The sequence below is a fragment of the candidate division KSB1 bacterium genome, assembly GCA_024655945.1.
Classification (GTDB): Bacteria; Zhuqueibacterota; Zhuqueibacteria; order JANLFK01; family Oleimicrobiaceae; genus Oleimicrobium.
The window spans coordinates 41,887-60,172 of record JANLFK010000011.1 but is presented as its reverse complement, the minus strand read 5'-3'; the positions used below and the strand labels follow the sequence as shown (position 1 = coordinate 60,172).

The following is an 18,286-nucleotide window of genomic DNA, read 5'->3' as shown; positions in this document are numbered from 1 at the left end:
CTCACTCCACCCTGCGCGTCCGGTAACCCAGGCGGCCAATGAGCGTCGCGGCGCGCGTGCGACAGGCCTCCGACTCGAAGGCCATGCGGATGCTGCCGGCATCGCCCTCCCGCACCTTCAGCACCTCGATGTCCTTGATGTTGATCTCCTCGGCGGCCAGTGCCCCGGCCATCGCCGCAATCACCCCGGGCCGATCTTCCACCTGGACGATGAGGTCATAGTGGGGCTTCAGAAAGCCCTTTGTGTCGCGCGGAATGGACAGCCTGCTGCGGGCAGCACTGTCGAACTCTCCTGCCAAATCCCCGGCCAGGAGCCTGCTGCGGAGGCGCTGCAGCTCGGCGATGTACTCGTCCACAAAGGGCACGATCTGCTCGACGTTGGTGGCAAGCACGTCCGCCCACATGCGGTAGGGACTGGAGGCGATGCGCGTCATGTCCCGGAATCCGCCTGCCGCCAACTTCAGCAGGTGGGGCATGTCGGATTGATGCCGGGCGACCATATTCATCAGCGCCACGGCCAGAAGCTGGGGCAGGTGGCTAACCGCCGCCGCTACCCGGTCGTGCAACAGCGGGCTGACAATGAGCACCTTGGCCCCAACCTGCTCTAAGAGGCTGCCCAGGGAACGCACCACACGCGCAGGGGTCTTGGCAGCCGGCGTGAGCACCCACACTGCGTTGTCGAACATGAGGGGATCGGCTCCGCGCAGGCCTTGGCGTTCCGAGCCAGCCATCGGGTGACCGCCCACAAAGTAGCAGCCAGAAGGGAACACGGCTTCGGCTGCCTGTACTATCGTGCGCTTGCTGCTTCCGACATCGGTGACTATGGTGCCAGGTCGGACTGCCGCTGCCACCCTTGGCAAGAGGCGCAGGATCTCCGCAATGGGCGTCGCCAACACCACGACGTCGGCCTGTGCCACGCATCGCTCCACCTCTTCCTTGGCGAACCCTCGGTCGATGGCGCCAAGTTCTCTCCCCAGAGCAACGATCGGCTCCTCATCGCTGGCCAAGATCTCCACCGTTGGTAGTTTGCGCTTGACGGCCATGGCCAACGAGCCGCCAATCACCCCGATGCCGATGATCGCCACGCGCCTGGGCGCCTTTTGTTGGGTAGTGTCGCTCATTGCGGCTCCGCCACCCTCCTGCCAATGGCCCAGGCGATGATGCGCAGCTCCTCCATCAGATGCGCAAACTGCTCCGGCAGCAGGGACTGTGCGCCATCGGAGAGTGCCTCGTCGGGACGCGGGTGCACTTCGACCAGCAGTCCATCGGCTCCGGCCGCCACCGCCGCGCGGGCCATGGGCGCCACCTTGTCGCGCAGGCCAGTGCCGTGGCTGGGGTCAGCGATGATGGGCAAATGACTCCGCTTTTTCACCACCGGTATTGCCGAAATGTCCATGGTGTTGCGCGTGTAGGTCTCAAAGGTGCGAATGCCCCGTTCGCACAGGATGACCTGCGAGTTGCCAGCGGCCATGATGTACTCGGCTGCCATGAGCCACTCCTCGATGGTGGCCGCCATGCCCCTCTTTAGGAGCACTGGCTTGCCAGCTCGACCTGCCTCTTTGAGCAGGGGAAAATTCTGCATGTTGCGCGCGCCAATCTGGAGAAGATCCACGTACAAGGCCACCATCTCCACGTCGCGAGCCTCGATGAGCTCAGAGACCGCCGCCAGACCATGTGCCTGCGCTGCGTTGCGCAGGAAGCGCAACCCTTCTTCGCCCAGGCCTTGAAAGCTGTAAGGCGAGGTGCGCGGCTTGAAGGCCCCACCACGGAGCACGCGCGCCCCAGCCTTCTTGACCAAGCCGGCCACCTCGTCAATCTGCGCCTCGCTCTCTATCGCGCAGGGACCGGCCATCACCACCACCTCCTCGCCCCCCACCTCAACGTCCCTCACGCGCACCACCGTGTCCAACGGGTGAAAAGCGCGGCTGGCCAGCTTGTACGGCTCGGTGACGCGCAGCACCTCATGCACTCCACGCATCACCTCCAGGACGCGCGTGTCTACCCCTCGCTTGTCACCGATGGCACCGAGGATGGTACGGTTCACCCCGGTAGAGCGATGCACCCGAAAACCAAGGGCAACCAGCTTGTCCTCCACCGCCTGGATCTCTTCCGGGGTGGCGTTGTCGTCCATCACCACAACCATGGGGCTTCCTCCGGATCGCGCGGTCGAAGGCGCTCAGGATACGACAGGCAGACGCTTGAGCGCCTCCGCCACTTGTTCTTCCGGATACTCATAGTCCCGCAACTTGCCGCCCAGGAAGCTCTCGTAGGCCGCCATGTCGAAGTGGCCATGGCCGCTAAGGTTGAAAAGAATGGTGCGTGCCTTCCCCTCCTCCTTGCAGCGCAGTGCTTCGTCGATGACCACGCGAATGGCGTGGTTGCTCTCCGGGGCCGGGACAATTCCCTCATGACGGGCAAAGGTCACTCCTGCCTGGAACGTGTCCACCTGATTGACGGCCCGCGCCTCCACCAGCCCTAAGCGATGCAGGTGGCACACAATCGGCGCCATGCCATGGTAGCGCAGACCACCCGCGTGTACTGGCGGCGGCACAAAGTCGTGACCTAAGGTGTACATCTTCAGCAGCGGGGTCAGGCCGGCACTGTCGCCAAAGTCGTAGGCGTACAGGCCCTTGGTGACCGTGGGGCAACTGGCTGGCTCCACGTTGATCACCCGGAGGTGCGGCTGCGCCCCGTCGATCTTGTCCTTCAAGAAGGGCAGGTACAGCCCGGCCGCATTGGAGCCCCCGCCGATGCAACCGACGATGACATCCGGATAGTAGCCTGCCAGCTCCATCTGCCGTCTTGCTTCCAAGCCGATGACAGTCTGATGCAGCAGCACGTGGTTGAGCACACTGCCCAAAGAGTAGTGGGTGTCGTCGCGGGTGACAGCCTCCTCCACCGCCTCGCTAATAGCGATGCCCAGGCTGCCCGGGCTGTCGGGATCGCGGGCCAGCACCGCTCGACCGGCCTTGGTCTCATTGCTGGGACTGGGGATGCAGGTAGCCCCCCATGTCTCCATGAGAATGCGGCGATAAGGCTTCTGCCGATAGCTTATCGCCACCATGTAGATTTTCACTTCCACCCCGAAGAACATACCGCCCAGCGCCAGCGCACTCCCCCACTGTCCAGCACCTGTCTCGGTGGTAATCCGCTTGATGCCTTCCTTGGCATTGTAGTAGGCCTGGGCAACTGCGGTGTTCGGCTTGTGACTGCCTGCTGGGCTCACCCCCTCGTACTTGTAGAAGATCCGCGCCGGCGTATCCAATGCTTTCTCCAGTCGTCTGGCCCTGTACAACGGCGTTGGGCGCCAGAGTGCGTACACCTCCCGCACCCCTTCGGGAATGTCGATCCAGCGCTCGGTGCTCACCTCCTGCGTGATGAGCGCCACGGGGAAGAGCGGTGCCAGGTCATCCGGACCTACGGGCTTGCCAGTTGCCGGATGAAGAACCGGCGGCAGCGGCTCCGGGAGATCGGCCTGGATGTTGTACCATTGCCGCGGCACCTCCTTCTCATCCAGCTGGTACTTGACTCTGTCCATTGCGCACTCCTCACGTTTTGGTACAGTTCCTTCCTGGGCGCGCCCAGGGTCAGCTACTCGTCGAAGATAAAGGTCGGTTCCTGGTAGAAGCGGATAGACTTGCTCCTGATCTTGTCGGCCAAATGCCGTTGGAGCCACTGATGCAGTTCCGCAGTGCTAGCGCCTCTGGCCAAAACCTCCAGGGGGAGATTGAAGAACAGAGCCCGCTTGGGCACCACCACACGGGTGATGCCGCTCGGCACTTTGGCGTTGTTCGTCGTGAGCTCGACTATTTCATCTTTGCTAAAGGTGCGGAAAGAAACCAGAGCGCTGAACTCGGCATAGTTGCGCTGCAGGTGTTCGAGGTTGGTGTAACTCACGCGGTCCATGTACGCCGAGCCGTGATACAGGCTGGTCACCTGTGCAAGCAGGCGGACAAGGTGGAAGATGTCCCCGTCGGCACAGAGGTGCAAGTGGGAGCGGTCGGGAAACTGCAGGCGGGCGATGGCACCGCCTTCCGAAAAAGCCTCCTCGCTGACCATGAGCCCGTCGATCTCGGCCAGTCTCTGCTGGAAATAGGACCTGTCCAGGCGCTCCACGGCGTGGTGCCATTGGGAAATGACCAGGCCAGGGTCAAACAGATCGATTTCCTGCACCAACACATGCCGGAAGCCAAGGGTGCGCAGGGCCGTCAGCCGATTGGCGCCATCAAGCAGGATGCGTCGCCTGGCGCCGTTGACATCGGCGACGATAGGCGGGTTCCTCAGCACCCCCTCCTTCTCGAGTTTTGCGGTGAGCAGCGTCGCTCGCTCCTCATCTGGCTCCTCGTGAAAGAGCACGTCCTCGATGGGAAGAATGGTCAGGCGGGGCAACTCGCCTATCTTCAGCTGGTCATTGGCTTGGGCCACGTCACCTCCTGCTTGGCTATTCCTGCAAGCTGCGACATGCAGCGACGATTTCTGCAAAAATCCGGCGGAGCGAAGAACCCGCCAGGGGGCCTCCCGATTCCCTCTCCACGCGCGCCAAGATGGTTGCCTCCCGCGCTGCGTCGCGAGCCGGAAGGCCCCGCTCCCGCTTGATGGCGCCAATGCTGAGGGCGCAGCGCGCCCGCTCGTTCAGCAGCGCGATGATCGCACTATCGATGTCGTCGATTCTCTTTCTTGCGGCGACAAGGGGATCTTCCACTGCATCCCTCCCGTGAAGCACTCCAGGTCACCATTGGTCAGCCATCTATCGCCACGGCCGCGCCGCGCGGCGTCGGTGGACATGAGCAGTCTCTCAGAAACCACGAACGAAGGCACAGGCCGCAGACACCGGCAGGTTACAGCCGGGATGCTCGCGCCTATCCGTGGCGAATCGCAAAGGGCTGCCAACGACGCTCCAAGTGGCATGGCCAGAAAAACAAAACGCCCACCACGCTGCTCTGTGGTGGGCTGAATTTGCCTCTTGCTATGCTTGGTAGTACTTCAGGTCAGGGACAAATTCCTCCCACCACTGATATGATAATACCAGTACCAAAACCAGTGATGGGAGAGATCTCGCTGTACCTGAGAAGTAGCCATACCTGTTACCTTTGTTGCGGTAAATATACTCAAAAGCCACAAGCTTGTCAAGCACTTTCTTGCGTGACCGTGAACCGATTGGCCGCTGCTCCCTGTGGCTCGCATAGCTTTGAGTCCTTCGCGCCCTCTGCCAGGGGCAGTTGTGGGGCGCCTCGCCGCCTGTCCAACAGATGGAAGAACGCAAGCACAGGGTGGCGAAAAAGCATGCGCGGCCCGGCATAGCGCATCACCGCACGGATCCTGGCCCGCATGTCCTGGCGAAAGCAGTGCACGACGCATTTGGCGCAGGTAGGCTTCTCTGCCCCAAAGGGGCATCGCGCCACGCGCTGCCGAGCATAGGCCAAGACCTCCTTACACTCGGCGCACAAACCGACCCGGCTGCCGTGTGCGCCGGCACAATAGATGCCGATCATGACCGCAACGGTCCGCTCTTCACGCAGAAGGCGATTGCCAGCTCGTCTCACCATATGACACTCACATTCTGATGTGATCGATTCGGACGGGGAGGCCGCGGCCCATCGCTGCCGGCCTCCCCGCCTCAGCTCAGAGCTCCGTTCCCAGCTCCTTCCACACCGATTCCCCGGCCTTGATAGCGGGTGGCTTTAGCCTCGGGTACGTGGAGAACAAGAAGTAAGCCAGTGGAACCACCCCGAAGAGAATGATGAGCAAATCGGGAATCATGCGCAGCTGTCCCAGCAACACCACCGGCCCACGTTCGAAGAAGGAGGCGTCGCGCGCCACCCACAGCCCCTCCTTGAAGCTTGTCCACGCCTGCATGATACCCACCGGCAACAGGGTGGCCAGGGCCATCAAAAGCAGGCCACCGTTCAAACCCCAGAAGGACAGCCCAAGCAGGCGATCATTCCATCGCGCCTTGTCCACCAGGCCACGCCACGAGAAAAGCAGCAGCGCGATGGACAACATGCCATAAGTGCCGAACAAGGCCGTGTGGCCGTGATTCATCGTCAGATAGGTGCCGTGCTCGAAGTAGTTGACAATGGGCAGATTGATCAGGAACCCGAACACGCCGGCCCCGAGAAAGTTCCAGAAAGAAGAGGCAACCAGGAAGTAGAAAGGCCAGCGGTAGGGGAACTCCTGTCCCTGTCCCCTCACTGCCTTGTACTCCATCAGTGCCCGCACCACCAGACCGAAGAGCGGCACAGGCTCCATGGAGGAGAAGACAGCGCCCCACCCCAGCCAGAAGGAGGGACCGCCGTACCAGAAGTAATGGTGGGCAGTGCCGATGATCCCGGTGAGGAAGACAAGGGCGGCGGTAAAGTATGCCACCCGCAGCGCCGCCTTCGCCGTCACCAGGCCCATGGCCACCAGCAGGGTGGAGATTACAGCCACGCCGAAAAACTCGAAAATGCTCTCCACCCAGATGTGCACCACGAACCAGCGCCAGTAGTCGGCCAGCGTCAGGTGCGTGCCCCGGCCGTACGTGAGGCCAAAGCCGAAAAAGCCCACCACCAGGATGGCACTGAGGAGGTAGAACCAGATCAGCGCGGTGAACTCGTCCTTGTGCTTCAGCCGGAGGTGGTGAGCCACCGCGCGGTAGACGATGAGCAGCCAGGCGATGAGGCTCACGAAAAGCAGGATCTGCCACACCCGGCCAAGCTCAAGATACTCCCACCCTTGGTGTCCGAGCCAGAACCACGCCTTGCCCAGCAACCCCTTGATGCCTGCCACCTCGCCAAACAGGCTACCCAGGGCAACGGCGAGCACTGCGATGAACAGGATGTTCACCAGGAGACCTTGACGCTTCGGCTCGCGCCCGCCCAGAATGGGCGCCAAGTAGATGGCGGAGGCCACCCAGGTGGTGGCGATCCAGAAGATGGCCAGTTGCAGATGCCAGCTCTTTGCCCAACTGTACGGCATCACCTTGGCGATCCACGACACGTAGAAGTTGCGCGGATGCACCGTGTAGTGGGCAAGTAGTCCGCCGAACGTAGTCTGCAGGAGGAACAGAAGGATGACCACGAGGAAGAACTTTGCCGCCCGGAACTGGCTCGGCGTGAGCGGCATGTCGATGAGTTTCTCCGCTAAGGGCACGCCACGCGCCTCGCCGTACCAAAGCTCGTGGTGGTGCACCCAATAGATGAACAGCCCCAACACGATGAACAGGGAGAAGATGCCGCCCAGCGTCCAGAGGTAGACGTTCGTGGTGGCAGTGTTGCCCACGCTGCGATCGGGAGGCCAGTTGTTGGTGTAGGAGTAGTCCTCCCCAGGACGCTGCACCGAGGCAACCCATGCAGTCCAGAAGAAAAAGCGGGCGACCTGCTGCCGGTCGGCGGCGTCCTTGACCGTTTGCGGCAGGAAGCCGTAGCGAAGTTCCCCCTCTCCTAACACCTTGTCCCAGTACTGCTCCACGCGCGCCAAGGCCTTGATCTGGGTGGGCGAAAGCACCAGCCTGTCCGCCTGAGGATCGTAACGATTCTCCTTGACCTCCCACTTGGTCTTCAAGTCGACCAGTTCCCTCTCTGCCTGGCCCAGTTCGGCGTATGCGCGCCCGAATTCCTGGAATGCTGCCTCCTCGCGCAGGGCCTCGCCGATGAGGTGTAGGGTAAGGGCCGAGAATTCCGGCCCGCGCTGCGAACCATGCCCCCACACACTGCCATGGTCCATTAGGCCATGGCGTTGGTAGACCTCCTGGCCATGCAGTATGTCCGCCCGTGTGAAGAGGGCTCTCCCCTCCGCATCGGTCACCGTGCCCGGATAGGGGGCAAGCTGCCGTTTTGCCGCCAGTCCACCACCCAACAGCACTGCCATCGCTACCACGAAGGCGGCAATGGCTGCCCATTTCAACTTTGCGATGGACATTGTGCACCTCCTTCAGTTGCTGTTCTACCTCGCTCGGACAGGGCATCGCCACAAGGTACCCGCCGAACCTGTCATCACCAGTCCAGCAGTCGCTTTTCGGCTGTGAGCGCGCGAATGCCGGTCACGTCCTGCGTCACTTCGAGGCAACCACGATAGACTCCTGCGCGGTCGCGCACCGCAAAGTAGCGGATATGGATGAAGCGCCCATGCGCGGTGATCCAAAACTCGGCCACGTCCTTCTTGCCGCTACGAAAATCGTCAAGGATCTGCTGCACGATGTGCACGCTCTTCGGTGGGTGGCACTTTTGCACCTTGCGGCCGATCACCCCAGGACTGCGCGGAAAGAGGCGTTCGCGCGTGGCCGAGTAGTAGACGACCTCGTCGCGCTCGTTGACAACGAAAGGTCAACTGGCAAGTGCGTGAGGATGAGGTTGGCCTGCTCAGGGGTCAGGTGGCCGGTGTCGAACTTCCACGCCTGAGCGGCTGCTGCAAAGGGAGGGGGTTCCTCAGCTTTCGGCTGCCAGGGCGGCGGTGGGGCAATCCAGGCAAAGCCGATCTCTTCCTCGCCTGCCTTCACCCGCACCCACTCCTCGGGAGCCGAGTTCCAAAGCCGGGGGAATAAGATGTGTTCTTCCTTGTAAATCATGTCGGCTATCTCTTGGGAAGCGCGGGCCAGCAGAGCGATTGCCTCTGCCGTGTCCCCCGCCTCTAACATTTGTGCACATTTTTTGAGCTGTCCGCGAATATCGTCGTGAATGGCCCACATGACTTGCGACGGCCCGCTCACCTCGTGTTTCTCCAGCAGCGGGAAAAGCTGGTTCTCCTTCCGCAGGTAGTGGAGGTCTACTTTGCGCAACTCGTCCACCAGGGTGGCGAGCCTGGGCAGCGCGTCGCGGGGAGGGGACGGGTGTGCGGTGAGCTCCCTGACCTGTTGCACGAGTCCCTCTAAGGCGCGGTTCTCCTGCATGAAGGTGTGCACCGGGCAGTTCGTGGCGTTCCAAAGCCTCTTTGAACACCTCCACATGCACGTCACACAAACGCCTGACTTCTGCCTCGGGCATCCCCTCTTCGATGAGCTTCTGCTCCATGGCCGCCATCTCGCTCGGCTCGACGTCCTTGATGAGCTCGCGGAAGCGCTGCCGGGCAGTGGCAATGTCCCGCCCTTCGTGCAAGTCGGCAATGATGGCCTTGAGCATCTCAATCCGATGTGCGGGGTCGGTGACGGTCACTGGTGGCACCGCTGAGGTATCCAACGTCACCTCTTGGCCGGTCTGGCGCTTGATCTCCCCGGCTATCTCCGCCAGCAATGTTCCCAGCTCGATATTGCCGATGGCCGCCACCTGCGCAAGGGTAGCCACCTGTCCCACGGTGCGCCGCAGCAGTGGGTTCGTCAGCAGCTTGAACTTCTCCGATCGACTCACCAGGAAATCGAGCAAAAAGGGGTGCTCCTTCAGGAGCTCTCCCACCCGAGTTGATGCTGATAGATGCATTGCTTTCCTCCTCGTCAGCTTCTCGCCAAGGACCGGCCATCGCTTTGCGGGGCGGCAGGCAATCTATTCGTCCCAGTCATCGCGAATCCACCGTTTGTAGAAGAACTCGTCGTTCTCGTCCATGGTGAGGCGCTGCATCACTTCGTAGAACCAAAAGTCCAGAGAGGCCTCATGGAGATCGAGGCGTGGGAAGAGGTTGTCCACACCTTTGTCGAGCGCGCGGCCAACCCTGTCGAGGAAGGCTACCGCCAGCTCTGGGATGTCGATGAAGGGGAGCTCTTCGCGGCGGCGCAGCTCGTCATACAGCAGCGCCATGAGCCTGCCGCCGGGGATGTAGGACAGGGCCCGCGTCTTCATCACGGGGAAGAAGACGTCGATTACCTTGCGTGAGGTCTTGTACGCTGCTCTGGTGGCCGCCTGGATGATGTCCTTCGGCAGGAAGAGGCTGGTGGAATAGGGCCCATGACGGCCGTACTCCGGGACAGCGGGGTTGCGGCTGCAGTGGTCCAGGCTGCCGCGCCAATCGGCAAAGGCGCTCACTTCCACGTGAATACCTGCTTTTTCCAGCGCCATCGGAAACTGCACCGCCAGTGTGCCCATGACGTACTTGGTGGTCTCGATGGCCTTCTCGCTGAGCGGTTCCAGTTGCCATTGGAAGAGGCCATCGCGATCAATGTCCTTGACGTACACAGGAGGCAATCCCGGCAATAGCCCCGAGCTGGCCGAGGCTACGGTGTTGATGTACACCACCGCGGTGGCGCGAGCCTGCCGCAAAGCGGCCACAATGCGCTCGAATGCCTCCCCTGAGGTGGCCAGTCCGTCGTTCAACCAGTGGAAGCGCTCACCGAGGCCCAACTGCTCAGCCATCTGTTGCATCAGAAGACCGCTCTGGTACCCGACCGACAGGGACAAATCGCGCGAGATGACGGTCAGGCTACCGCGACGCCCCAAACGGAACAGAGTCGCCACGGCTAAGGCTCCACCAAGCCCGTGGCCGGTCGCCCCTGCCAAGACGAAATGGCGCTCGGCCATCCAGTCTAAGTGGTAGAGTCGCCTGTTCACCAGAAGAGTCTGCTCGGCCCGCGTCCTCTCGATAAATTCTCTGGCGACGATGGGAAAGCGCGCCGCTTCTGCCCTGGTGGGGCGCCGCAAAGGCGGTGCACCGCGCCTGATGGGCAGACCGGGCGCGGGCCGCGCAAACGGACTAACGGCTTTTGCCACCATCCAACCTGGTCCCTCCAGAATAGCGATCCTGCCGCACACTACGTGCCGTTGCTCAACACGAGACGGGCGCCTCCGGCTCCTCTCTCGCCGGCACGCCTCTTCTCCTTCAGGGCTTACCCTCCGCCAGCTGAAGCGCCATGCGGTGATACTGCTCGTGCACCCCTTCGCCGACTTCCTCTTTCTCCACCCTCTCGAAGGTCACGGTAAGCTGCTCTTGCTCGGCTGGGGTAAGGACCCTATCGGCCATGGGGAACAACACCTGGTTCTCCTTATCGATGTGGGCGCGCAGGAGCTCCGCGTAGCTGCGCAGGCCCTCCACCACCTGCATGGCTCCCGCAGGATTGCCCTGCGCCCAAGCAGCCAGTCCTTCCTTGACACTCCGGAGGAAACCCCTGCCCATCTCGTGCTCCTGCAGCATCACCGCCACAGGCCCGCGCAGCGGTGGCTTCTTCTTGAGGAGCTTGAAGAGGTGCTCTTCCTCCTTGCGATGATGGCAGGCATCGGCGAAGTTGCGGAAGAAATCTGACAGCTGCTCGAGCCGGGGGTTGTCCACCTTGGCGGTCGCTTCGATGCGCGTCGCTTCCCGCTCTGCTGCCTCCAGCACCACGAGAATTATTCGATGCTCCTCGACTAATGTCTCCGTTGGTCTCATCCTTTCCTCCCCTTGGCTCTGTGCCCGCGACAGCTCGCGCTTGCCTCCGCGCCCAGCTTGCCCTTCCGGCCCGCCTCCAGGGCAGCGTACTTGTCAGAGCCGCTGCGTGACAGAGATCGGCGGCCAGATGGTCATGGCCACACTCGTCCGCCACTCTGTGCGTCCCTCTGAGATCGCGGGTTCTTTTTCTGCTGTCGGCTGGTCACGACCTTATCATCGTCAGCACCATCTTGAAGTGCTGCTGCGCCTGAACAGCATGTGGCTTGTTGGCCGGCATGAGGATGGCCTGGCCCGCCTCCACCTGATAGGCCACTCCACTGATGACAACGGTCGCCGCGCCCTCAAGCACGTGCGCCAATGCGTCGAATGGAGCAGTGTGCTCGCTCAGATGTTGCCCCTCGTCGAAAGCAAACAAGGTCACCGAACCACCTGCCGCCTGCACTATGGCCCTGCTCACGATGGCTGCGGGCTGGTACTGCACCAAGGCGGCCAACTCCGCAGGCCACTTTGGCTCTTCGCGTTGCACAGAAGTCATTGCCCTCCTCCTCATCCGGCGGCGCGGCGCTGCAGGGCACCCGGGGCCAAACTGTCCTGTTGCAGCACTTCGCCCCGCAGACCGACCACGATGTACTTGACCTCAATTTTTCGACGCGCCTCTTCAGCGGCACGCAGAGCCAGGCGTACCAGGCCACTGCAACACGGCACCTGCATGACCATCACCGTCAGAGACTTGATCTTGGCCTCATCGATGAGCACGCGTAGTTTTTCCAAATAGATCTCCTGTTCTTCATCCAACTTTGGGCAGGCGATAGCAAGGGTGCGTCCGCGTAAGTGCTGGCGGTGGAAATCGCCCATGGCGTAGGCCACACAGTCCGCCGCCAAGAGAAAATCACTGCCCTGGAAATGGGGGGCACGCGGGGCGACGAGGTGCAGCTGCACGGGCCATTGCCTGAGTTGCGAAGGTTGGGGCGCGCCAGGAACCTCCTCGGCAATGGGCGCAAATCCTAAGGAGCGCGATCCCGGACACCCGGCCGGCGGCTGCGCCGCCAGGGCAACATCAGCCGGGACTGGAAGGTTGTGCTCCCTCAAGTAAGCAAGGGCCGTGCGCAGGTACTCTTCCTGGCCATGTTCTGCCAGGTGCTTCAGATGCGCCGCGACGGTTGCGGGCCCTTTGGCCACAATGGTGGCCATGACGGCGCGCTCGTCGTATTCCCCTGCTTCCCGCTCGAGCACAGTAATCGCCCCTTCCGGACAATGACCGATGCAGGCTCCCAGACCATCGCAGAAAAGGTCGCTCACCAGGCGCGCCTTCCCGTCGATGATCTGCAGTGCCCCTTCCGGACAGTTGGGGATGCACAAGCCGCAGCCAGTGCACTTTTCCTCGTCGATGGTGATGATGTTGCGCTTCACGGCGTCTCTCCACTTTCGCATGGCATTTTTCCTTTTGTTGTGGTAAATTTATGCCGCGCGCATGAGGAATTCCTTGATTTTGGTCAAGAGAATGCAACTTTCTTGCACGGCCCTTGTGACCGGAGGAGAGATGGACCCCGAGCAAATGCTCACCCGTATCGGTCTGTTTCAACACTTCTCCGCGGAGAGCATTCGTGCCATCGCCCAGATATGCCTGCCCAAGAAGGTGGACAAGGGGCAGATCCTCTTCTCAGAAGGGGAGAAGGCCTACTCACTCTACATCCTTGTCAGCGGGGCGGTTCAGCTCTACAAGACCGCTCCGGATGGACGTGAGGTGGTGATCAAGGTGGTCAAACCTGGCGAGATGTTCGCGGAGGCCATTCTCTTCGAGCAGGAGCGTTACCCGGCGAGTGCGGTGGCCTTGCGGGAGAGTACTCTCTACCTTCTGCCCAGGGTACAGTTTCACTGTCTATTGGAGCAGGAGCGATTCCGGAACGAATTCATCGGCAACCTCCTTAAGAAGCTCCGTTTCCTGACCGAGCAAATGGCGCAGCGCTCGGCGGCCGATGTGGAGGAGCGCCTCTGGTGCTTCTTGGAGGAGCAGTTTGGCTGCACCACACGCGTGGTCTCGCCACTTTCCAAGAAAACCGTCGCGGCGGCTATCGGTGCCACACCCGAGACCCTGTCCCGGGTACTGCGCAGGCTGCAGGGCGAGGGCAAACTGCGCTGGGAACGCCGGGTGATGGAAATTGACCGGAGTGTATGGGAGGCGCGGCAATAGGCGGCTTGAACGGAGCGGCTCTGCACAGCACAAGTCGTATGCAGCACCTGGTCACGACGGGAAGTCAGAACAAACGAGATGTAACAATGGCGCGGAAAGCTTCATCGGCCGCCGGTGATTGTTTCCCTACTCTTGAGAAGGGCCGGCTGCTATGGAAAGGCTTTATTCTGTGGGGAGGGTCAGAAGGTTACCTCGCCCCGGGGATAGCACGCGTCCTGCGGTTGGCATCACCCCTCCGGCCTTTCCAGGTTCAAGACGCGCCAAAGGCCAAGATCCACCTCCTCCGGCACGTCTGCCTTGGGCAGGCATTGAAAAAGGCGCACCGTCTTGCGGATGGAGTCCACGACGGCGCAACAGTGGGGGCAGGCGGCCAAATGCCTCTTGATGATTTGGCAGCGCTCGGAGTCTACCTCTTCGTCCAACGCTGCGCAGATATCCTCCAATTTGGTAAGACAGTTGCCGTTCACTTCTTCCTTCTCTCCACATAGTCAGCCAGGCGATCGCGCAGGAAGAGTCGCGCACGATGGATGTGCGTCTTTACCGTTGCCACGTTCAGATTGAGCATTTCGGCAATCTGTTGCAGAGGCAAACCTTCCATATCCTTCAGCACGAATGCCGTCTTGTACTTGGCCGGCAATGCCTCGATGGCCTCCTCCATCACTGCGCGCAGTTCCGCATTGAGCACCAGCGCCTCAGGATTGTCCCCCAGCGAACGATTGAAGGAGGCAAGGTCGCGACTCTCGTCGAGGTTGTACTCCTCCAGGGAATAGGTTGGCACTTTGCGTTTGCGCAGCTGCATGAGCGCATAGTTGGTCGCGATGCGGTAGATCCAGGTGCCCAGCTGCGCGTCGCCGCGAAAGGTAGGCAACGCCTCCAACACCTTCAGGAACGTCTCCTGCATCACCCCTTCTGCTTCATCAGCGTTCCCGGTCAGGCGGAGGGCCACGTTGTAGACCATCTGCTCGTACCTTCTGACGATCGCCGCCTGCGCCGCACGGTCGCCGGCTTTTGCCCGCTCAATGAGCTCCGCTTCGCTTTCCTGCACCAAAACCATACGCCTTCACCGCAAGGTCCGACCTGATTGCCGCTTGCAAGGTAAGCAAAAGCAATCAGAAATGCAAGCGCAAAATCGGCCCCATGCGGCGAAGGCGCCTGATAGCTCGCGCCCCACTCAATGAGCAGCAGGCGCGAGGTGGCCATCCACCATCTTCTTCAACTCTTTTTCCGGGACAGCACCGACGATCTTGTCAACCACCTGCCCATCTTTGAACAGAATCAGCGTCGGAATGCCTGTGACTCCGTAGGTCAAGGCGGCCCTGCCATGGAGGTCGACGTTGAGCTTTCCCACCTTGAGCCGACCTGCATAGTCCTCGGCAATCTTCTCAACGACCGGCCCGACCATACGGCAGGGACCACACCACTCGGCCCAAAAATCCACCAGGACCACTCCCTTGTAATCGGTTACCTCCGCTGCAAAATTGCTGTCGGTCAGTTCTACAGTCTTTCCCATCTGCTACCTCCTGTTCTTGTTAGATTGTCGAATCTCCACTTCGCTCGATATGTCACACGCCTTGCGCAGCATGGCAGACACCGAGCAGTAGGTGCTCTGCGAGAGCTCGATGGCGCGGTCCACCGCCTCGCGAGGCACCTGCTCGCCCACCAACACGTACTTGAGGCGGATAGCCGTAAACACCTTGGGATGCTCAGCGCATTGGTCGGCTTCCAATTCCATCCAAAAGTCGTCGAGAGTGACACGCATCTTCTCGAGAATCGACGCCACGTCCATGCCCGTGCACCCTGCCAAGGCCATGAGCACGAGTTCCATGGGTCGTGAGCCGGCATCGTTGCCGCCGACCTTCTGGGTAGCGTCCATCACCACCCAATGGTTCGAGTCCGCCTTGCCCACAAAGCTCAGCCCTTGTACCTGTCTGACCACTGCCCGCATACTCTACCCTTCGCTGATAAACGTGTTCAGTTCCTGAACCAGAGCATCGATCTGCTCCTCAGAAAACCCTTTGGCGCGGGCGCTGCTGGCCACGGTGCCCCATATTGGCTCACCACAGGCCAGACACTTGATGCCCTTCTCCATGAGAAAGCGCACCGAGCGCGGATAACGACTCACCAGGTTTTCGATTGACGTGTCTCTGCCGACAAGCGGCATCGCGCGTTCGTGTTTCCTCACCGCTCATCCTTTCCGGATTACGGGCGAGCAAGTAGGTTTTTAATGTCCCGCTCGAACACTTCCTTTGGCGTGTAACCCACGTACTTCTGGTACACGTACCCTTGTTGGTCAATCACAAAGGTCGTCGGGATCGCATCGATGGGTCCGAAGCCCTTGTACACCTCATCATTGGCAAGCAGGTTCACGTACGGCACGCGATTCTGGTGCACAAAGGAGCGTACCGCCTCCACGCCGTAGCGGCCTCCGGCCACCCCGATCATGACAAGACCCTTGTCGCCATAGGCCTTATGCAGTTCCGCAAACTCCGGGATTTCTTTGCGGCAAGGCGGACACCAGGTATCCCAGAAGTCCACGATTACCACTTTGCCCCGATAGTCCGAAAGGCGGTGCACCTTGCCGTCCAGGTCCTTGAGCGCAAAGTCGTAGGCCTTGGTCCTCTGCTGTTGTGCCCGGGCGGCTACTGCCAGAACCCCCACCGACAAGAACGTCAGTGCCATCACGGTGACGACGCGCACAGTTACAGTCCTCATGATGTATTCCTCCGTGTGAGACTGCATGCCGCCATTCTCCATGGCCCTACTCACCAGGCGCAGGCCTGAGCTTCCTGCGTCCACGCGCCAGCCGCAGCCTGCAAGCAGGGCCATGGCGCGGCTAACCCTCCTCGGGCCTAACGGCGACCCACTCGGCCATGGGCTTTACCAAGAGTCATTGCTTAGATGACTCCTGGGGCGGAAAGTTTCAGAGGGAAATCCTTGGACTCTGCGGAGCAGTGCGCCTGTCGCATGAACCGGCGGGGCCCTCCTCCATCGAGAAGCGCGAGCCTCAAGGGTTCGGTGACCTGCGCCCGCCAGAGCTGACTTGTGACGAATATGGGCGCGCTGCACACAGCCCCGACCTTCCAGCACCGACTCCTCACCGGCTTTCGCCGCCCTGCCGACCTCGGCGGTCTGCCGCCATAGGGGCCTCACCACGTAGGCATCGCCGGGAGCTCCTCAAGGCGAAGAGAGAGAGGAACTTTCGGTTGACGAGGGGAAAATTTTTTTGTATTTTTGAACTCAAAGTTGCCATGAGGTGGCGAACCCTGACTGAGAGAAGGATGAAGCTCGGCATTGTCTCGGACGAAATCAGCCTGGACTTCAGAGAAGCGGTATCCCACGGGTTGAGTTGGGGAATCGAGGACTATGAGCTTCGCTGTGTGCGCAGCGGGCGGGTGCCGTACATCAGCGAGGCGGATTTGCAGGTCATCCTGGCCATGAAGAAGGAGCGTGGCATCAACATCACCGCCGTCTCGCCCGGCATATTCAAGCTGACCTTGCACGACCGGGAGGGCTTGCAGCGGGAAATCGGCAAGGTATTCGACGACTCGATGGCTCTCGCCGAGCGGGTGGGTACCAATCTCATCATCACCTTCGGCATCATGCGCGCGCCAGGCGACGAGAACGGCTACCAACAGGTGCTGGATCTCTTCGGACGGCTCACGCGACGGGCAGAGGAGCACGGCTTCGTCTTGGCGGTGGAAAATGAACCGGGCTTTTGGTGCGATACCGGTAGCGGCACCGCCCGCGTGCTGCAGGCCATCAACTCCCCGCACCTCATGGCCAACTGGGACCCGGGCAACTCCTTCACCGGCGGCGAACGGCCCTATCCCGACGGTTATCGTGCCCTTCGCGATTGGGTGGTCAACATGCACATCAAGGACTATGTGACCACGGCGGAGGGTTGCAAGGCGGTGGCCGTGGGCCAAGGCGAAATTGACTACACCGGGCAACTGAAAGAGCTGGCGCGCGATCGCGCCCTGCACCACGTCACCTTGGAGACACACTGCGAACCACTTCTGGAAAAATCGCGGCAAAGTGCTGAATGGCTGCAGCGCACCTTGGCTTCATTGTGAGCGATAGGCGACCAGGATTTGAGGCAACGGACGTCAACATTGAAGCGGTAACGAGTTGAAAGGACCCATGTCATGAAGGTACTCCAAGAACTGAGCGAAAGCATCATTCGCGGCAAGCTGCCCGATGCCGAGCGGCTCACGAGTCGGGCACTGGCCGAGGGGATCCCTCCTGCCGAAATCCTCAACAAGGGTTTGATCGCCGGCATGAATGTGGTGGGGGAAAAGTTCAAGAACAACGAGTTCTACGTGCCTGAGGTGCTGATTGCCGCCAGGGCGATGAAGGGGGCCATGGCCATCCTCAGACCGAAGCTCGTGGAGACGGGCGTCAAACCCATTGGCCGGTGCGTGTTGGGAACGGTAAAGGGTGACTTGCACGACATAGGCAAGAACCTAGTGGGCATGATGCTCGAAGGCGCCGGCTTCGAGGTCATCGACCTTGGGGTGGATGTGAGCCCGGACAAGTTCATTGCCACAGCAGAAGGGCGGCAGGCCCAGGTTATCGGCCTCTCGGCCCTGTTGACCACCACCATGGTGAACATGAAAAACGTCATTGCCGCCCTGCAAGAACATGGGGCCAGAGACCGCTTCAAGGTGATCATCGGCGGAGCGCCGGTCACCCAGAGCTACGCCGACGAGATCGGCGCCGACGGCTATGCCCCAGATGCCGCCTCCGCTGTGGAAGTCGTCAAGACCATGGTGGCCTGAGCGGCCCCGGTGCGTTCATCCGACTTGCGGGCAATCTCCACGAACACGAAGGC

21 protein-coding genes and 2 pseudogenes are annotated in these 18,286 nt (G+C 61.1%); 3 read left to right on the top strand and 20 right to left on the bottom strand.

Annotated features, from left to right (window positions below):
* Position 1: 1 nt before the first annotated feature.
* The 14 genes and pseudogenes from NUW13_12750 to NUW13_12685 all read right to left on the bottom strand — a co-directional run bounded on the left by NUW13_12750 (position 2) and on the right by NUW13_12685 (position 12,674).
* Entirely contained in the window at positions 2 to 1,120 is a 1,119-nt protein-coding gene (locus NUW13_12750; protein ID MCR4439885.1) for a prephenate dehydrogenase/arogenate dehydrogenase family protein, read from the bottom strand.
* Positions 1,117 to 2,142 carry a 3-deoxy-7-phosphoheptulonate synthase gene (gene aroF, locus NUW13_12745; protein ID MCR4439884.1) on the bottom strand — a complete coding sequence of 342 codons (1,026 nt, stop codon included), beginning with the start codon at positions 2,140 to 2,142 and terminating at the stop codon, positions 1,117 to 1,119. The genes NUW13_12750 and aroF overlap by 4 nt, the downstream gene beginning before the upstream one ends.
* A 33-nt stretch (positions 2,143 to 2,175) precedes the next feature.
* A complete protein-coding gene (locus tag NUW13_12740) occupies positions 2,176 to 3,537 on the bottom strand; it encodes a TrpB-like pyridoxal phosphate-dependent enzyme (GenBank protein ID MCR4439883.1) in 1,362 nt (453 codons plus the stop codon).
* A 53-nt stretch (positions 3,538 to 3,590) separates the two neighbouring features.
* Positions 3,591 to 4,424, bottom strand: coding sequence for a hypothetical protein (locus NUW13_12735; GenBank protein ID MCR4439882.1), 834 nt, complete (start codon positions 4,422 to 4,424; stop codon positions 3,591 to 3,593).
* A 16-nt stretch (positions 4,425 to 4,440) separates the two neighbouring features.
* Positions 4,441 to 4,701 (bottom strand): chorismate mutase, encoded by a 261-nt coding sequence (locus NUW13_12730; GenBank protein ID MCR4439881.1) that lies wholly within the window; start codon positions 4,699 to 4,701, stop codon positions 4,441 to 4,443.
* A gap of 424 nt (positions 4,702 to 5,125) precedes the next feature.
* Positions 5,126 to 5,545, bottom strand: a complete 420-nt coding sequence (locus NUW13_12725; GenBank protein MCR4439880.1) for a nitrous oxide-stimulated promoter family protein — start codon at positions 5,543 to 5,545, stop codon at positions 5,126 to 5,128.
* A 76-nt stretch (positions 5,546 to 5,621) separates the two neighbouring features.
* Positions 5,622 to 7,898, bottom strand: a complete 2,277-nt coding sequence (locus NUW13_12720) for a cbb3-type cytochrome c oxidase subunit I (GenBank protein MCR4439879.1) — start codon at positions 7,896 to 7,898, stop codon at positions 5,622 to 5,624.
* Positions 7,899 to 7,972: 74 nt separating this feature from the next.
* Positions 7,973 to 8,233 (bottom strand): annotated as a pseudogene (locus tag NUW13_12715) (PAS domain-containing protein).
* Entirely contained in the window at positions 8,221 to 8,865 is a 645-nt protein-coding gene (locus NUW13_12710) for a hemerythrin domain-containing protein (protein ID MCR4439878.1), read from the bottom strand. The pseudogene NUW13_12715 and the gene NUW13_12710 overlap by 13 nt, the downstream one beginning before the upstream one ends.
* Before the next feature lie 88 nt (positions 8,866 to 8,953).
* Positions 8,954 to 9,388 (bottom strand): annotated as a pseudogene (locus NUW13_12705) (DUF438 domain-containing protein).
* Positions 9,389 to 9,451: 63 nt separating this feature from the next.
* Positions 9,452 to 10,612 carry a hypothetical protein gene (locus NUW13_12700; protein ID MCR4439877.1) on the bottom strand — a complete coding sequence of 387 codons (1,161 nt, stop codon included), beginning with the start codon at positions 10,610 to 10,612 and terminating at the stop codon, positions 9,452 to 9,454.
* Positions 10,613 to 10,718: 106 nt separating this feature from the next.
* Positions 10,719 to 11,264 (bottom strand): hemerythrin domain-containing protein, encoded by a 546-nt coding sequence (locus NUW13_12695; GenBank protein MCR4439876.1) that lies wholly within the window; start codon positions 11,262 to 11,264, stop codon positions 10,719 to 10,721.
* A gap of 202 nt (positions 11,265 to 11,466) precedes the next feature.
* Positions 11,467 to 11,799, bottom strand: a complete 333-nt coding sequence (locus NUW13_12690) for a cupin domain-containing protein (GenBank protein MCR4439875.1) — start codon at positions 11,797 to 11,799, stop codon at positions 11,467 to 11,469.
* A gap of 11 nt (positions 11,800 to 11,810) precedes the next feature.
* A complete protein-coding gene (locus NUW13_12685; protein ID MCR4439874.1) occupies positions 11,811 to 12,674 on the bottom strand; it encodes a 4Fe-4S binding protein in 864 nt (287 codons plus the stop codon).
* A gap of 130 nt (positions 12,675 to 12,804) precedes the next feature.
* Between NUW13_12685 and NUW13_12680 the strand changes: the two genes are divergently transcribed.
* Positions 12,805 to 13,455, top strand: coding sequence for a Crp/Fnr family transcriptional regulator (locus tag NUW13_12680; protein ID MCR4439873.1), 651 nt, complete (start codon positions 12,805 to 12,807; stop codon positions 13,453 to 13,455).
* A 227-nt stretch (positions 13,456 to 13,682) separates the two neighbouring features.
* On the opposite strand, the gene NUW13_12675 is transcribed toward NUW13_12680, so the two are convergent.
* The 6 genes from NUW13_12675 to NUW13_12650 all read right to left on the bottom strand — a co-directional run bounded on the left by NUW13_12675 (position 13,683) and on the right by NUW13_12650 (position 16,167).
* A complete protein-coding gene (locus NUW13_12675; GenBank protein ID MCR4439872.1) occupies positions 13,683 to 13,922 on the bottom strand; it encodes a hypothetical protein in 240 nt (79 codons plus the stop codon).
* Positions 13,919 to 14,509 carry a sigma-70 family RNA polymerase sigma factor gene (locus tag NUW13_12670; GenBank protein MCR4439871.1) on the bottom strand — a complete coding sequence of 197 codons (591 nt, stop codon included), beginning with the start codon at positions 14,507 to 14,509 and terminating at the stop codon, positions 13,919 to 13,921. Before NUW13_12670 ends, NUW13_12675 begins: the two co-directional genes overlap by 4 nt.
* Before the next feature lie 117 nt (positions 14,510 to 14,626).
* Positions 14,627 to 14,965, bottom strand: a complete 339-nt coding sequence (gene trxA / locus NUW13_12665; protein ID MCR4439870.1) for a thioredoxin — start codon at positions 14,963 to 14,965, stop codon at positions 14,627 to 14,629.
* Positions 14,966 to 14,968: 3 nt separating this feature from the next.
* Positions 14,969 to 15,400 (bottom strand): OsmC family protein, encoded by a 432-nt coding sequence (locus NUW13_12660; GenBank protein ID MCR4439869.1) that lies wholly within the window; start codon positions 15,398 to 15,400, stop codon positions 14,969 to 14,971.
* 3 nt (positions 15,401 to 15,403) lie between these two features.
* Positions 15,404 to 15,637: a DUF1858 domain-containing protein gene (locus NUW13_12655; protein ID MCR4439868.1), complete on the bottom strand. Its 234-nt coding sequence runs from the start codon at positions 15,635 to 15,637 to the stop codon at positions 15,404 to 15,406.
* A 17-nt stretch (positions 15,638 to 15,654) separates the two neighbouring features.
* Complete coding sequence (locus tag NUW13_12650; protein MCR4439867.1) at positions 15,655 to 16,167, bottom strand: TlpA family protein disulfide reductase; 513 nt, start codon at positions 16,165 to 16,167, stop codon at positions 15,655 to 15,657.
* 566 nt (positions 16,168 to 16,733) lie between these two features.
* On the opposite strand from NUW13_12650, the gene NUW13_12645 reads away from it, so the two are divergent.
* Together NUW13_12645 and NUW13_12640 are read left to right on the top strand one after the other, a co-directional pair.
* A complete protein-coding gene (locus NUW13_12645) occupies positions 16,734 to 17,528 on the top strand; it encodes a sugar phosphate isomerase/epimerase (protein ID MCR4439866.1) in 795 nt (264 codons plus the stop codon).
* A 72-nt stretch (positions 17,529 to 17,600) separates the two neighbouring features.
* A complete protein-coding gene (locus NUW13_12640) occupies positions 17,601 to 18,233 on the top strand; it encodes a corrinoid protein (protein ID MCR4439865.1) in 633 nt (210 codons plus the stop codon).
* The last annotated feature ends 53 nt before the right edge of the window (positions 18,234 to 18,286 follow it).

What these genes read in the sequence shown, in the direction of transcription:
- NUW13_12750 (MCR4439885.1), bottom strand. Translation starts at nt 1,120, where the DNA reads ATGAGCGACACTACCCAACAAAAGGCGCCCAGGCGCGTGGCGATCATC.
- aroF (MCR4439884.1), bottom strand. Translation starts at nt 2,142, where the DNA reads ATGGTTGTGGTGATGGACGACAACGCCACCCCGGAAGAGATCCAGGCG.
- NUW13_12740 (MCR4439883.1), bottom strand. Translation starts at nt 3,537, where the DNA reads ATGGACAGAGTCAAGTACCAGCTGGATGAGAAGGAGGTGCCGCGGCAA.
- NUW13_12725 (MCR4439880.1), bottom strand. Translation starts at nt 5,545, where the DNA reads ATGGTGAGACGAGCTGGCAATCGCCTTCTGCGTGAAGAGCGGACCGTT.
- NUW13_12720 (MCR4439879.1), bottom strand. Translation starts at nt 7,898, where the DNA reads ATGTCCATCGCAAAGTTGAAATGGGCAGCCATTGCCGCCTTCGTGGTA.
- NUW13_12710 (MCR4439878.1), bottom strand. Translation starts at nt 8,865, where the DNA reads ATGCAGGAGAACCGCGCCTTAGAGGGACTCGTGCAACAGGTCAGGGAG.
- NUW13_12700 (MCR4439877.1), bottom strand. Translation starts at nt 10,612, where the DNA reads ATGGTGGCAAAAGCCGTTAGTCCGTTTGCGCGGCCCGCGCCCGGTCTG.
- NUW13_12695 (MCR4439876.1), bottom strand. Translation starts at nt 11,264, where the DNA reads ATGAGACCAACGGAGACATTAGTCGAGGAGCATCGAATAATTCTCGTG.
- NUW13_12690 (MCR4439875.1), bottom strand. Translation starts at nt 11,799, where the DNA reads ATGACTTCTGTGCAACGCGAAGAGCCAAAGTGGCCTGCGGAGTTGGCC.
- NUW13_12680 (MCR4439873.1), top strand. Translation starts at nt 12,805, where the DNA reads ATGGACCCCGAGCAAATGCTCACCCGTATCGGTCTGTTTCAACACTTC.
- NUW13_12670 (MCR4439871.1), bottom strand. Translation starts at nt 14,509, where the DNA reads ATGGTTTTGGTGCAGGAAAGCGAAGCGGAGCTCATTGAGCGGGCAAAA.
- trxA (MCR4439870.1), bottom strand. Translation starts at nt 14,965, where the DNA reads ATGGGAAAGACTGTAGAACTGACCGACAGCAATTTTGCAGCGGAGGTA.
- NUW13_12660 (MCR4439869.1), bottom strand. Translation starts at nt 15,400, where the DNA reads ATGCGGGCAGTGGTCAGACAGGTACAAGGGCTGAGCTTTGTGGGCAAG.
- NUW13_12650 (MCR4439867.1), bottom strand. Translation starts at nt 16,167, where the DNA reads ATGAGGACTGTAACTGTGCGCGTCGTCACCGTGATGGCACTGACGTTC.
- NUW13_12645 (MCR4439866.1), top strand. Translation starts at nt 16,734, where the DNA reads ATGAAGCTCGGCATTGTCTCGGACGAAATCAGCCTGGACTTCAGAGAA.
- NUW13_12640 (MCR4439865.1), top strand. Translation starts at nt 17,601, where the DNA reads ATGAAGGTACTCCAAGAACTGAGCGAAAGCATCATTCGCGGCAAGCTG.